This window comes from Sphingobium sp. PNB (genome assembly GCF_019873065.1).
Taxonomy (GTDB): Bacteria; Pseudomonadota; Alphaproteobacteria; order Sphingomonadales; family Sphingomonadaceae; genus Sphingobium; species Sphingobium fuliginis.
Map to the genome: position 1 here is coordinate 1 of NZ_JAINEZ010000009.1, position 13,684 is coordinate 13,684.

The window sequence follows — 13,684 nt, forward strand, 5'->3', positions numbered from 1 at the left end:
AAAGCCCAGGTCATAGTCCTGGAAGCGCCCCTGTCCTTTACGCGGCTGCGCCGTGGGCTTGGGCGGTCGTCGATTGAGCCCTTCGACCTTGAGTACCCTGTAGATGCTGTCGCGATTGAGGTGTGGCAGGAAGTGCCGGAGCACGAAGGTCAGGTCATCCAGGGCAAAGCCTGTCGCCCTGCGTACAGCACAGATGATCGCGCGTTCTTCCTCATTCATACGCCAAGCCAGACGATGGGGCCGACTTGGGCGATCCAGGATCGCCTGCTCTCCTCGCTTGCGCCATTTGCGGACCGTCTCATCGCTGATGCCATAGCGTTTCGCCACGACACTGGCAGGCTCGGTCGAACGGGCAATTTCCGCCCTTACAGCAGGCGTGGTTCGAGCCTGGGGATGTATCTGCACCATCACGAAACCTCATCAGCAAGGACGGCAAAGCGCCACGCGTGATCCGCGATGGCATTCTTTACCATATCCCAATGATGTGTCGCAACCAGACAGCTAGTCCTCCCCTGATTGCGTCATCACGCAGATACCCAACAGGAGGAGGAAGAAGCGCGCCGTCACTCGGTCAGCGCCCCTCCCCGGCATGGTTGCACAACGGTCACCGCTGGCTCCATCCAAGTCCCAACGCCTTTTGCAGGGCGACAAATGCACGATCAAGTTCGCCAGTCGCCTCCAGCACCGACTGATCGGCAGCCAGCGCCGCCCGTTCGGCATCGATTGACGTGGTCATCGGTATCGCTCCCTGCGCGTATCGCTGCCCGGCATAGGTCGCTGACTGCCTGGCGCCGTTCCGGCTTGCGATACTCGAAAACAGATTACGGCGCTGATTACCGAAGCGGGTCAGGCTGGTTTCCGCATCCGACAGCGCGCCGAGGACTGCCTTGCGATATTGCGCTTCCGCCTCGTCGCGGTCGGCCCGGGCCTGCTCGACCCGAGCACGATTACGGCCGAAGTCGAGGAAGCTCCAGCTGATCCGCGGCAGAAGAAGGCCCGCGATGCTGTCAGGATCGATCACATCGGCAATATTGGGGCCACCGAGGCCGATGATACCCATGATGCTGACGGATGGGAACTGCCGGGCGACGTTGACTCCGATCTTTGCGTTCGATGCCGCCAGCTGCCGCTCGGCTGCGCGAATGTCCGGCCGGCGTCGCAGCATGGCGGCCGGATCGCCAATCGCGACAGTCCCGGGGATCATCGGGATCGGCGCGGGGGTAGACAGCGCGGCGTCGTGTGCACCGGGTTCGTCGCCGGTGAGCAGGGCAAGCTGGTCGAGCGTGGTTGCGATCTGCCCTTCAAGCGGCAACAGCCCGGCCTCCGTGCGGGTCAGCTCAGTCTGGAGCCGAACCACCTCGTCGCGCGACGATGCACCGCGTTGCTCACGCTGTTGAAGCAGGGCGAGTGATCGCTGCTGAAGCTCCGCGGAGCGACGGGCCAGGATCAGGCGCTGCTGAAGTTCCCGCAGGGTCACATAATTCTGGGCGACCTCCGCCGAGAGACGAACCTGCGCATCGGCCCTGCTGGCTTCGGCTGCCTGAGCCTGGGCTTCGGCACCTTCGGCGGCACGGCGTCGCCCGCCGACCAGATCGATCTCCCAAGACGCGTCCAGGCCGGCGTTGTAGAATTCGGCCCTGATACGATCGGATTGCTCGCCTTGCGTCGGCAGCGCGAGCGAGCCGGCGGGAAGATCGGCAACGATCGCAGTCCCCGACGCCGAGACGGTGGGAAGCTGGTTTGTGCGCTGTTCGCGCAAGCTGGCGCGCGCCTTGCGGATGCGCGCCTCGGCGATCACCACGTCCGGATTAGAGGCAAGCGCGCGGTCGATCAGCATCGTGAGTTGCGCGTCGCCCATGCCTTCCCACCAGCGTGCGACAAGGGGCTGCGGTACCGTGACTGCCTGATCCGCGCGGCGAAATGTCGATCCGGCGCGCTCGCCGCTCGCGACGCTCGGCGGGCCTCCATAGTCGGGTCCGACGACGCATCCGGTCAAAAGGGCGGGGAGAATGGTCCAGCCAAGTCGCTTCATCAGTGCATCGCCATCTGCGTGTCGGAGGAGATCGGGCGGAGGAACAGCGCCAGCGGCGTGGTGATCGCGATCGCGACGCCGAGCGCGAAGAACAGGTCGTTATAGGCCATGACGGTAGACTGTTTGAGGAGTTGACCTGCGAGCTGCCGATAGGCGCCGGCTTCGCCGGACGGCATGGCCATAACCCTCGTGAACCATTCCTGTGTGGTCGCCGCGTTGGCCGACACCGTTTCGCTCAAGCGATTGAAATGGAGGAAGGTCTGACGGTCCTGAAGGGTGGCCATCATGGCAAGGCCGATCGATCCGCCGAGGTTGCGCCCGGCATTGAACAGTGCGGAAGCATCGCTGGCATCCTCGGGCGCCACGGCGCTGATCGCGGCTTGGTTTAGGAACATCATAGCGAAAATCTGACCGGCGCCGCGAATAATCTGCGAAGCCGTCAGATCGCCACCCGCTGACTGCGCCGTTAGGTGCCAGTCCATGGCGCAACTGATACCTATCAGCGTCATGCCGAAGATCACTGCCACACGGACATCCAGATATTTGAATGCGAGAGGAAGAAACGGCATTAGCATGATCGCGGGAATACCTGAGACGAAGACGACCTGTCCCGATTGTAGAGCACTGTAATTTGCCATTACTGAGAGAAACTGCGGGATTAAAAAGGTGACGCCGTAAAGGACAACGCCGATGACAAGGCTTAGAATGAAAACACTTCCAAATGACCGGCTGAAAATCAGCGTTAATTTGAGAACGGGTTGCGAAGACCGGACTTGCCCGATGGCGATGAGTGTGAAGCCCAGCAACGTCGCTAGAGCGAGCTTCACGATCATGGCGGACTCGAACCACATCTCGCTCTGCCCTTCCTCAAGCATCACGGTGAGCGCACCTAGGCCAATTGCGAGCCCTGCGATTCCGAGCCAGTCAGCATGGCGCAACTGGTCGAGCCGAAGATGCTCATGCTTTAGCCCTAGCAGAAGGAGGAGGACGAGCCCGACGCAGACCGGCACGTTGAGGAAAAAAGCATAGTGCCAGCTGTAGTTATCGGTCAGCCACCCACCGATGATCGGTCCAAGCACCGGGCCAAGGATGGCCGTGCCGCCGAAGGCAGCGGTGCCGATCGGCTGCTGTGATGGCGGTAGCCGGGTTGCGATGATGGTCATTGCGGTCGGAATCAAGGCACCGCCGGTAAAGCCTTGGCCAACGCGCCCGGCGATCATCATCGGCAGTGTCGTTGAAATACCGCACACTATCGAGAAGCCGGTGAAGCTGACCGCTGCACCCAGAAGGAAGTTGCGCAGGCCAAACAGGCGCACGAGGAAGGGGCTGAGCGGGATCATGACGATTTCCGCCACGAGATAGGAGGTCGCGACCCAGGTGCCCTCAGTTCCGCTCGCGCCGATCTCGCCCTGGATGGTGGGCAAGGCCGCATTGACGATCGAGATATCGAGCAGCGCCATGAATGACCCGATTGTTCCCGCCGCGACGGCGAGCCAGTCGCGCAGGCCTGCGCGTTCGGCGGCCATCAGCGCGCGCCCTGCATCTCACCGCGCTTCAGCCGCTCGGTTTCCTGCTCGATCCGTTCCCGGCTTCCCTTTGCGCCGATCGTGTCGACCGTGACCTCGACTGACAGGCCGGGCCGCAGCACCCGGCGCGCTTCCGGACCCGCCTCAATGCTGATGCGCACGGGCACCCGCTGGACGATCTTCGTGAAGTTCCCGGTCGCGTTCTCGGGCGGGATGAGCGAGAACTGCGCGCCTGTCCCTGGAGAGAAGCTGGCGACCCGGCCTCGCAGTTCGGCGCCGTCCAGTGCATCAACCTTGATGGTCACTGGCTGCCCGACGCGCATCAGAGCGACCTGCGTCTCCTTGAAATTCGCCTCGATGTAGAGCTGATAGACCGGCACCACCGACATCAGCCGGGTCGCCGGCTGGACATATTGCCCGGCCCGCACCGCCTTGTCGGCGACAACGCCGTCGATGCTGCTGCGGATCTCGACGGCACCGAGATCCGTCGAGGCGCGCGCAAGCTGCGCCTGCGCGGTGCCGCGCTGCGCCTCCGCCTGGCCGATGCGAGCCGCTTGTGTCGCGATACTGCGACGGGCGGCGAGGTAGGCGGCGCGCTGCGCGCGCAGATCGGCGGCGGTTCGATCACGCTGAAGGACAAGGTTTGCCAGACGCTCACGCGATTCCGCCCCTGTCCGAGCGAGGGGCTCGTAGCGTCTTACCTCGTTCTCTGCCGCTGCCGCGGCAGCCTCGGCGCTCGCAACCTGGGCGGCGGCCTGAGCGACAGTGGCCCGTTGCTCGTCAAGCGTCCGGCGTGCGGTCGTGATGTTGGCGCCGGCTGCGGCGATCTGAGCTTGCGCCTGATCGACATTGGCGCGGTAGTCACGAGGATCGAGGATGGCAAGCAGCTGGCCGCGGCGGACATGCTGGTTGTCGGCGACGAGGACACGCTCGACGTAGCCGCCGACCTTCGGTGAAACGGTCACAAAGTCCGCGCGCACATAGGCGTTGTTGGTCGATTGGAGGTACTGGCCGCTTGCGCGGTAATTCATATACCAGACGATGGCCGCGATGATGCCGGCGGCAAGCGCGGCGATGAGGACGTAGCGGACTATCGGGTAGCGCTCGAGAAGCGAGGGCTTCTTCTCAGCCTGGGTCTCCGATTGCGCATCCTGCTTAGGGTCACTGCCGTTTTCTTCAGCCCGCTCGTCAGCCACTCTACAACCCTATGATATGTAAACCGCGCCGTATCATAGTGGGCTTCGGATATTATTCCACCTGTTCTGATTGATTTTCGTATGGAGCTTAACTCCGGCAGCCCGACAGAGCGGCGAGTGTTGGGTTCGCGTTGTTCCACCCCCCAATCTTTAATGATCGAGGAAGTCACATGAACCCCACCTTTAAATGCTGAGCTTGTTAGCGTGAGCTCATCAGAGACGACAGCCTCGGGATATGGCGGCTCCCCGTAAAAAGCCCCGCCGCGCAAACCCCGCATCGATTGCGGTATTGAGGCGACGTAGTGCTGGGGCTGCGCCTGTTATTTCCCTCACCAAGCCACGAAAAGGTATGATCGAGTTGACAATCGTCTTTCCACCAGCTTCCGCCACTTTACCAAGACGATTTTCGTTACGGTCCGCTCCTACATCGTAAGCGTGGGCTGGAGCTTCCAATTACCCACATCTCGCCGCACGACTGATTCCGCTCGACTCATGGCTATTGCCTGAAGGGAGCGGCCCATGATTCATCCCCAAGCACCATTTCGCTGGAGCGGGGGTGCAAGGTGGGAAATTCTGTTTTCGATGCGGCCGGATGGGCTGATGGAGAAGTTGATCCCGGCGCCTTTCGTGATAAGCGGCTGGGCGAACGGCTTCGCACGATGCTTGAGCAGATGGCAGGTGCGATCGGCGCGCCGATTCCGATGGCTTGTCAGGACTGGGCCAATACCAAGGCGGCGTACCGCTTTTTGTCGAACGGCGCGGTCAACGAGGGTGAGATTCTCGCCGGGCATTTTCAGGCAACTCAGGCGCGTGTGGCTGCCCTTGACGGGTTCATCCTCGTTTTGCAGGACACCACCGAATTTTCCTATCAACGGCGCAATCCCGAGCGGATTGGTGCCATCGGTCTTTCACCGAGCCGGCGCGATGAATGGTCGGCTTCGGCTTCATATGGTCTGCGGCCTGCTCATGCACTCCAGCCTGGCGGTCACAACCGAGGGATTGCCACTGGGCCTGACAGCGGCGAAATTCTGGACCCGTACCAAGTTCAAGGGCACCAACGCGTTGAAGCGGCGGATCAACCCCACTCGGGTGCCGATCGAGGAGAAGGAGAGCTACCGCTGGCTCGAAAATATGCGCCAGTCGACGGCGCTGCTGGGCGACCCGGGGCGACTGGTTCACATTGGCGACCGGGAGAACGACATTTACGAGTTTTTCTGCGAAACACAGGCGCTCGGCACGCATTTCCTGGTGCGCACCTGTGTCGACCGTCTGGCCGGTGACGGTGGCCATACAATAGCCGATGAAATGAGCGAAACCACCGTGAAGGGCGTGCATCGGGTCAGCGTTGGCAAGGATGATCATGCCGACATTGAGCTACGCTATCGGCGCATCCAGGTTTTGCCGCCGATTGGAAAGCAAAAGCGCTATCCCTCCCTCAGCCTGACCATCTTGCACGCCCGTGAGTGTGGAACACCGGAGGGTCGACCCCCGATCGACTGGCGGCTCATCACCGATCTACCGGTAACAACGCCGGACGAAGCCATCGAAAAGCTCGACTGGTACGCCCAGCGTTGGAAGATTGAACTTTTCCACAAGATACTCAAATCCGGCTGCCGAGCCGAGGATGCACGGTTGCGGACCGCCGAACGCCTCGCCAACCTGATCGCCATATTCTGCATTCTGTCCTGGCGTCTGTTCTGGATGACCATGATCAACCGCACCGCTCCTGATGCATCGCCTCGGCTGGTCCTGACCGATGGTGAAATCACGCTGATCGACCGTCTTGCGGCGTACCGGAAGAACGGATCCGCAAGCAGAACCCTCGCCGATTATCTGACCCAAATCGCTCGACTCGGAGGCTATCTTGCGCGAGCCCATGATCCACCTCCCGGCAACATTGTCATCTGGAGTGTAAGCGCCGACAGAAGGTGGCGTTGACGCGGCCAGTCAGGCTTTGCGGCGTGTCCGCGGCGCCCATTTTTTCGCGAGCGCTTCCAGCCTTGCCTCGATCAGGGGGATATCGGGCTGGGCGTTGGGATCATGGTCGTCGCCGAGGGTCTCCAGCGCCTCTTCATGATATTCATGTTGGGGGTCGCCGAGCGCTTCGAGCTTTTCAGCATAGCCCCACGGGCCACCGCAGTCTTCTGGCGGCCTCATGCCTACTGCGTCGAGGATGAGCGGATATGTCAGGTCCGGCCTGGCCGGGCTGACGCGCTCGATCTTGACGCTGTGATCCCAGGCATCGCCAAAGTCGTAGAGATATTGGAAGGTCTTGCGCCTGGTATCCGCCAGAACCTGGGCGAGGGTAGCTTTACGGGCGTCGAGCGGTCCGTCGAAGCCGTATTCAGGATCGGGGATGCCGAAGCCGGTTTGCCCGAAGCTCATTTCCCACAGGTGAGAGTCCGTCCAGGAAAAGGCCGTCTGGAAGACGGTGTGCAGGCGATCGAGCCGGATATTGAGCGGGACCTCCAGCGTCCGACTGACGGTCGGTGTGACATCGTCCAGCGTAATCTTCATCCGCACCACGGTGCCGTTGCTCACGCAGCCTTCTCCAGATCGTTGGTCATCCTCGATGTCTGCCAGTTCCAGGGCAAGAAGTCATCGATCCGATTGATCGGATGGTTGCCGATGCGCTCGATGACGTCGGTAAACCAGGCCTCGGGCTCGACACCGTTGAGGCGGCATGTGCCGGCCAGCGAGTAAAAGAGCGCGGCGGCCTCTCCACCCTTCATGGAGCCGACGAACATCCAGTTCCGGCGCCCAAGAGCGACACCGCGCAGCGCGTTTTCCACCAGATTGTTGCTGATCTCGAGCCGACCATCATCGCAGTAGCGGATCATGGCCCGCCAGCGGTTGAGCGGATAGCGACAGGCACGCGCCAGATTGCTGTCGGAAGACAGGCCACGATTCTGGGTTTCGAGCCAGACGCGCAATGCCTCCAGCTTCGGCATCGCCTTGATTTGGCGGATACGTCTTCGCTCATCAGGTGGCGCACCCTTGATATCGCGCTCGATGGCGAAGAGTTCGGCGATCCGCACGACCGCCTCCGCCGCGATCGGTGACGGGCTCTTTTCCAGTATGTCGGTAAATTTCCTACGACTGTGACTCCAGCATCCAACTTCGACGATGTCCCTGGGAGCCTTGGTTTTGGGGTCGCGGTAAAGCGCGTTATAGCCCGCAAAACCATCCGCCTGGAGATACCCCTGATAGCCGGCGAGATGCTTTGCCGGATGCGCTCCGCCACGATCTGCGCTGAAGCGGAAGGCCACGGCGGGCGGGCTCATGTCGCCGCTGGAGCGATCATCGCGCAGATACACCCAGAAGTGCCCGGTTCGACTGCCGTCGCCATTGCCCAGCAGCGTGACCGACGTGTCGTCCCCATGGATTTTGGCGGCTTCCCGGATATAGGCGAACAACCGCTCGCCCAGCGGCGCCAGCAGCCACGCCAGTTTTCGCGCCCAGCGGCTCATCACATCCCGATCAATGTGAAGCCCAACGCGGCGGAAGATTACCGACTGCCGGTGCCAGGGCTGGTGATCGACAAAGCGATTGACGACGAGGTGGGCCAGCAGGGCGCTGCTCGCCATCACCTTGGGCAGCGGCAGATCGACAGCGGGCGCTTGTCGGATCTGTTCGCAGGATCGGCACGCCAGCCTGGGCCGGACATGGCGGATGACCCGGAAGCGCGCCGGGACATAGTCGAGAACCTCAGTGACGGCCTCGTCGATCTGCACTGACGGTCCATTACAACCGGCACTGCACGGGCCGGGCTGATGATCGACGGTCTGACGCGGGAAGTGTGCGGGAAGCGGAACGCGGCCGCCGGCTTTGCGGGCCGATTTCATCACGGGCGGCGCTGACACCTCATCGTTTGCCGGTTCCGGGGCTTCGACCTCCTCGAACATCAGCCGCAGCTGGGCGATATCCATTTTCTCGGAGCTGCGGCCGAACTGGACGCGCAGCAGCCGCGCGACACGATGCTCGAGCTTTTCGATCCGCAAGGTCTGGGCTTTGACGGTGGCTTGCGCCGCCGTCAGTTCGGCCCGTTCCTGCTCCATGACATCGGCCATCTCCAGCAGCATTTTCTGCAAGAGAACCGGGTCTGTGGGAAGGCGATCAAGGGCGAACCGCATGCCGCCGATAATAGCCGAAGCCCACGGTAAATCCTACATAAAATGGCGGTTTTCCTGATCTTTTTGGCTATGCGAGCCTCGGCGTGATCACCTCGTCGTGGACGATCGCCTGCTTCCAGTTCAGCCCTTCAACCAGCATCGCCATCTGGGCTGCCGACAGGCGGAGCGCGCCCTCATGAGCACGAGGCCACACGAACTTTCCGCGCTCGAGACGCTTCGCATACACGCATAGCCCGGACCCGTCCCAGACCAAGGCCTTCAACCTGTCGCCCCTTTTCCCGCGGAACAGGAAAACCGCCCCCGAGAAGGGATCAAGCTGAAGAATATTGCGCACCTGCGCCGACAGCCCATCAAATCCCTTGCGCATGTCGCACGGCGCCAGCGACAGATAGATTTTCGTCGAAGGCGGGAACGCCAGGCTCAATGATCCAGCTCCCGCAGGACATCGAGCACCTGTTTCAGGGCGGCCCGATCGACCTCGCCATCAACCAACACCGTCAGGCCGCACCGCCCGCGGACCTCGATCCGCCCTGGTTCCCCAGTTTTAGCCGACGGCGAAGACGATGCCAGTTCGACCGGCACGAAGCCTGCCATCGCTCCGCGGAGCAGCTGCTTGCGCCAGGTATAGAGCTGGCCTGTTCCAATGCTGTGCCGTCGAGCTACGGTCGATATGATCGCGCCAGGCGCCGTCGTCTCCTTCAGGATCGCCAGCTTCTCCTCGTCGCTCCAGTTCCGACGCCGCTCCAACCGTACAAGCGCTCCGCCATCACCGCGACCGCTCATACGAGGCTCGTTTGACTGCTCGATGTCCATGCTCACGCCTCCTCAAAAGCCGCGAGCTTTCCTATTCCGCTGCCGGCAGCAAGGCCGCCTTCCGTCGGCGCTTACTCTGGAGTGGATGGTCCCGACTGATGGACATCAAAATCGGTGCCGACGTCAGCCGTGTCACTTGTGGGTAATTGGAAGCGTCAGACCCCGCTTACCCTACATCGAAATCCGGTCCGAGAACATCGTCCAACTCAGCGATATTACGCTTTATCTCGTTGCAGGTGCGGGTCGATGCCCGATCATATGGGTTAGAAGAAGCGCTTAAGAGAATGGGTGGGATATCCTGCTTTACCGCTCCAACGTCTTTAGCTGGTTGGGAGGCAATAGATCGAACTGAATCCGTTCCGGTATTTTTGGATTCCTTGTGTCCCTCCTGAGCCGCGCCGGCAGACGCAAAAGTCAGTACCAAGATAGTAAAGGCAGCTGAAAATTTCGTCATATCCGTCCCTATCTACTATGATAATATTCAGATATTCCTGTACCACAGGGTAATCTCTTGTGTGATATTGGAGACGCCAGCACGATAAGCTGCAACGATGGACGTCACCGTCGCATCAGTGGCTCTTGTTCGCGATTCGAAGGACCGCACTGCCACATCACGTGCTGCCCCGCTTGTGACCTCTGCGCGCACGACAATAGTGATCAATGGGGGAGCCTTCAGTCCCTGATCAAAGGTGGCCGTGAACTGCGAAATTTCCGCCGACATGATGTCCGCCGGTTTTTGGAAGTCGCTTCGCGCAACTCGCGTTCGGGAAGACTGCTCCAGCTGGTCAATCAGAGCTAGACGGAACATCTCCGGGACGGGTTGGGACCAACGTGCTTTTGCGAGAGCAGCAACCCGCGAGTTGGCATTGGTTTCAATGCTGTCAGGCCGCAGATTATTCGGAAATGAAAGCTGGCGGACAGCAACAACCCGTGCATCGGCATCAGGCTGCCTTTGCGGGGGCTCACTGCGAAAGGAATATAGGTCCGCAGGCTTACCTCCGCCCAGAAGCCCACCAACACAGCCCGACAGCGAGACTAAGAGGAGCGCTGAAGAGATTTTTAGCAAACTTTTCACTTTGGCAGCTCCACTTCTCGCGCTTTCCCTCTTCCGAGAACAGAACGCGGATCTTGCTGTATTTGTCGGGTAAGTCGATCGAGTGACTCGGCAGCCTTTTCAAGCCCACGTAGAGCCCCCGCCACACGATTACCTTCTGGCCCCTCAAGACCTTCTGCACTCGCGTTCAACTTAGCTATAAAAGCCCGTGCATCGTTCGTCGCGCTCTTCGCATTCGCGGCCGCTTCTCGGATGTCTGCAAAGGCTTGCGTACCATCGCCCTGAATAGCGGTTCTCGCAGCCGCCGCAGCCTGCTCGATGTCACCCGACGCTGAATCAAGGCGACGGATTGCATTTTGAGCATCCGCAAACATTGCCTTTCGACTGTTAAGTTCTGCCGTCACTGATCTGATGTCAGCGAGCATGCCATCGACCTTTGCGATATTTCGGTCAGAAAGCACCCGATTGACCCGATCGAATGATTCAGAAACCTTAGCGAGGGTCTGCCCTCCCGCTTCCAGCACCGAATCCAACGACCCGGGCTTCGCCCTTATTATCGGGGGCTGCTCACGCGAAGCATCGCGAAGCAGTGGCCTTGTAGGCGAACCAGGAGTTAACTGGATAATGCTGACCCCTGTCACACCTTGGGACTCTTTTGAGGCAAATGTATCTACCCTTATGGGTGTACTCTCTTCGACCTTCACATCGATAATCACACGGCGAGAATTCGATGGATCTACACGAAGCTTCGTGATCTCCCCGACCTTGATGCCGTTAAAGTCAACTTCGCTACCTTCGGTTAGGCCGCGCACAGGTCCGTCAAAAACAACTCGATAATGGTCGAAGCCTTTACCAAATTGGTCGTTACCTAGCCAGAGAATGAAGCCGATCGCTGCCACCAGCAGACCAACTGTCAGACTACCCACCAGAGCGTAATTGGCATGCCTCTCCATTTAGTCGCCACCTGAGTTGAATCGCCGTGCTCTTCGGCTTTGAAAATAAGAGCGTGTCCATTCGTCTTCAGAATCACGCAGTTTCTCGACTGCGTCAGACGCGACGATCCTTTTGTCCGCCAGAACCGCTACTCGATCAGAAATTTGAAACAGGCTGTCCAGGTCGTGGGTGACCATGACGACAGTCAATTCCAAGGCATCACGCAGCGATACGATCAAGTCGTCAAACTCTGCAGCCGCGAGGGGATCGAGGCCTGCCGTTGGCTCATCTAAAAAAAGAAGCTTGGGATCGAGCGCTAGTGCACGTGCAACGCCAGCACGTTTTCTCATGCCGCCGGAAAGTTCTGCCGAGCGCTTATAAGCTGCATCATTAGCAAGCCCAACCAGAGAGATCTTCATCTGGGCCAATCGGCTTAGAAACTTGCCTCGAATTTCGGTATGTTCAAGAAACGGCGCTTCGACATTCTCTTGAAGCGTCAGGGACGAAAATAGCGCACCGTTTTGAAACATGACGCCCATGTTCGATGCGAGCCATTGCCGATCAGGACTATTAAAGATGTCCTGACCGTCTACTATTACCGATCCAGAAACTGGTCTCTGTAATCCCAACATCGTATTGAGCAACACGGATTTTCCGCCGCCCGAAGCGCCAACTATTCCAAGAATCTCCCCGCGATAGACGTCGAGGTCTAAATCTTCATGGATTACCGTTTTACCGAACGCTGTTTTAAGGTCGCGTACTTCGATCACCCTTTCCCGCTCGGCCATCACAGGTCCAATTTCATGAAAACGAGGGCGAAAGCTGCATCGAGGAGGATGATGGCGAACAATGCCTGAACGACTGCGGTCGTGACGTTTCTACCCAACACCTCGACGTCGCCACGGACGGCCATTCCCTGGCGGCAGCCAGTCAGTGCAATGATGATGGCCATTACAGGTGTCTTGATCAGACCAAGCCAGAAATGCTGAAGGTCCACCGTCTGCCGAAGACGCTCTACGAAAAACACTGGTGAAATATCTAAAGAAGCCCAGCTCACAAGCAGGCCACCAAGAATGCCGGCAATCATCGCTGCGACTGATAAAAGCGGGAGAGTAATGATCATCGCCAGCACGCGTGGGGTTACAAGCGCCTCCGTGAGATCGACACCCATGACCACCATTGCATCTGTTTCTTGGTTCATTCGCATAGCTCCGATTTGGGCAGCGAATGTAGACGTCGATCTGCCAGCCAGAAGAATTGCTGGTATTAGCACCCCAAACTCGCGCAACACCGATACCCCAACGAGCTGAACGGTGAAAACCGATGCCCCCAAGTTCCGCAGCAGGTTCGTGCCGACCAAAGCCACCACTGCCCCGATGAAGAATGTCATCGTCATGATGATTGGGAGCGCCTCGAGACTTCCCTGCTGCATCACGCTTACTAGCGCTCGCACGCGTAACCTGCGAGGGTTGATAACCGCTCTTCCAACGCCCACCTCAGAGCGGCCCAGGAACAGGATGTTACCATATAGTTCGCTTAGTCCTGCAACCACTTTGCGGCCTAAGCGTGTGAAAAAACCGTAAGACTTTTTGGGTTTTTCGGTCGCATGTTCCTGGATTGCGGGGGCAACGATGTCTAGGACACGCCGAAGCCGATCTGGTACATCGTTTCCTAGATCGCTGGCACCAAGCGCCTGAATAAGCGCGAACGCGCCTGCACTGTCGACCCGCCCTAATTGGCTCCAGTCGATCTGCTCGTCTGAAGCCAGCAAATGGCCATCGGTCGTTGCTCCCGCCGATTGGACCGTTGAGGCCAACCAATCGCCCGAAATTTTCGTTACGTTGTTTTCGGAATGAATGACGGGTTCAGAGAACGGCAAAATCACACCCAAAACCGTTTATGGTACGATACGGTATACTTAACGTGAGGGGATGTGCAATAGGGCAGGCTTACCGTGCTGTTCGCACACCGAGAATCGGCGTCCTTCAGGCACTGGC

At 59.6% G+C, this 13,684-nt stretch carries 13 protein-coding genes and 3 pseudogenes; 2 read left to right on the forward strand and 14 right to left on the reverse strand.

What is annotated here, in order from left to right; genetic code table 11:
* The 5 genes and pseudogenes from K7W03_RS05020 to K7W03_RS27705 all read right to left on the reverse strand — a co-directional run.
* Positions 1-408, reverse strand: a pseudogene (locus K7W03_RS05020) (IS481 family transposase); the annotation flags it as partial.
* A gap of 196 nt (positions 409-604) precedes the next feature.
* Complete coding sequence (locus K7W03_RS05025; RefSeq protein WP_046766331.1) at positions 605-2,032, reverse strand: efflux transporter outer membrane subunit; 1,428 nt, start codon at positions 2,030-2,032, stop codon at positions 605-607.
* Entirely contained in the window at positions 2,032-3,558 is a 1,527-nt protein-coding gene (locus tag K7W03_RS05030; RefSeq protein ID WP_046766330.1) for a DHA2 family efflux MFS transporter permease subunit, read from the reverse strand. The genes K7W03_RS05025 and K7W03_RS05030 overlap by 1 nt, the downstream gene beginning before the upstream one ends.
* Entirely contained in the window at positions 3,558-4,754 is a 1,197-nt protein-coding gene (locus tag K7W03_RS05035) for an HlyD family secretion protein (protein WP_061938787.1), read from the reverse strand. Before K7W03_RS05035 ends, K7W03_RS05030 begins: the two co-directional genes overlap by 1 nt.
* 213 nt (positions 4,755-4,967) lie before the next feature.
* A pseudogene (locus K7W03_RS27705) lies at positions 4,968-5,180 on the reverse strand (hypothetical protein); the annotation flags it as partial.
* A 137-nt stretch (positions 5,181-5,317) separates the two neighbouring features.
* On the opposite strand from K7W03_RS27705, the pseudogene K7W03_RS28300 reads away from it, so the two are divergent.
* Both K7W03_RS28300 and K7W03_RS27715 read left to right on the forward strand, forming a co-directional pair.
* A pseudogene (locus K7W03_RS28300) lies at positions 5,318-5,458 on the forward strand (transposase DNA-binding-containing protein); the annotation flags it as partial.
* A 262-nt stretch (positions 5,459-5,720) separates the two neighbouring features.
* Positions 5,721-6,692: an IS4 family transposase gene (locus K7W03_RS27715; protein ID WP_212611297.1), complete on the forward strand. Its 972-nt coding sequence runs from the start codon at positions 5,721-5,723 to the stop codon at positions 6,690-6,692.
* A 9-nt stretch (positions 6,693-6,701) separates the two neighbouring features.
* On the opposite strand, the gene K7W03_RS05045 is transcribed toward K7W03_RS27715, so the two are convergent.
* The 9 genes from K7W03_RS05045 to K7W03_RS05085 form a co-directional block, all read right to left on the reverse strand.
* Complete coding sequence (locus K7W03_RS05045) at positions 6,702-7,295, reverse strand: plasmid pRiA4b ORF-3 family protein (protein WP_232307734.1); 594 nt, start codon at positions 7,293-7,295, stop codon at positions 6,702-6,704.
* Positions 7,292-8,887: an IS66 family transposase gene (gene tnpC, locus K7W03_RS05050; protein ID WP_082718743.1), complete on the reverse strand. Its 1,596-nt coding sequence runs from the start codon at positions 8,885-8,887 to the stop codon at positions 7,292-7,294. Before tnpC ends, K7W03_RS05045 begins: the two co-directional genes overlap by 4 nt.
* Before the next feature lie 67 nt (positions 8,888-8,954).
* On the reverse strand, positions 8,955-9,311 hold the full coding sequence (tnpB, locus tag K7W03_RS05055; protein ID WP_226869714.1) for an IS66 family insertion sequence element accessory protein TnpB: 357 nt from the start codon (positions 9,309-9,311) through the stop codon (positions 8,955-8,957).
* Positions 9,308-9,700 (reverse strand): IS66-like element accessory protein TnpA, encoded by a 393-nt coding sequence (gene tnpA / locus K7W03_RS05060; protein WP_082718744.1) that lies wholly within the window; start codon positions 9,698-9,700, stop codon positions 9,308-9,310. The genes tnpB and tnpA overlap by 4 nt, the downstream gene beginning before the upstream one ends.
* 166 nt (positions 9,701-9,866) lie before the next feature.
* Positions 9,867-10,154, reverse strand: a complete 288-nt coding sequence (locus tag K7W03_RS05065; RefSeq protein ID WP_139111431.1) for a hypothetical protein — start codon at positions 10,152-10,154, stop codon at positions 9,867-9,869.
* 27 nt (positions 10,155-10,181) lie between these two features.
* Positions 10,182-10,775, reverse strand: coding sequence for an ABC-type transport auxiliary lipoprotein family protein (locus K7W03_RS05070; protein ID WP_076605791.1), 594 nt, complete (start codon positions 10,773-10,775; stop codon positions 10,182-10,184).
* Positions 10,772-11,707, reverse strand: a complete 936-nt coding sequence (locus tag K7W03_RS05075; protein ID WP_046766224.1) for an MlaD family protein — start codon at positions 11,705-11,707, stop codon at positions 10,772-10,774. The genes K7W03_RS05070 and K7W03_RS05075 overlap by 4 nt, the downstream gene beginning before the upstream one ends.
* Positions 11,708-12,475: an ABC transporter ATP-binding protein gene (locus K7W03_RS05080; protein ID WP_046766225.1), complete on the reverse strand. Its 768-nt coding sequence runs from the start codon at positions 12,473-12,475 to the stop codon at positions 11,708-11,710.
* Positions 12,475-13,572, reverse strand: coding sequence for an MlaE family ABC transporter permease (locus K7W03_RS05085; RefSeq protein WP_046766268.1), 1,098 nt, complete (start codon positions 13,570-13,572; stop codon positions 12,475-12,477). Before K7W03_RS05085 ends, K7W03_RS05080 begins: the two co-directional genes overlap by 1 nt.
* Positions 13,573-13,684 lie beyond the last annotated feature (112 nt).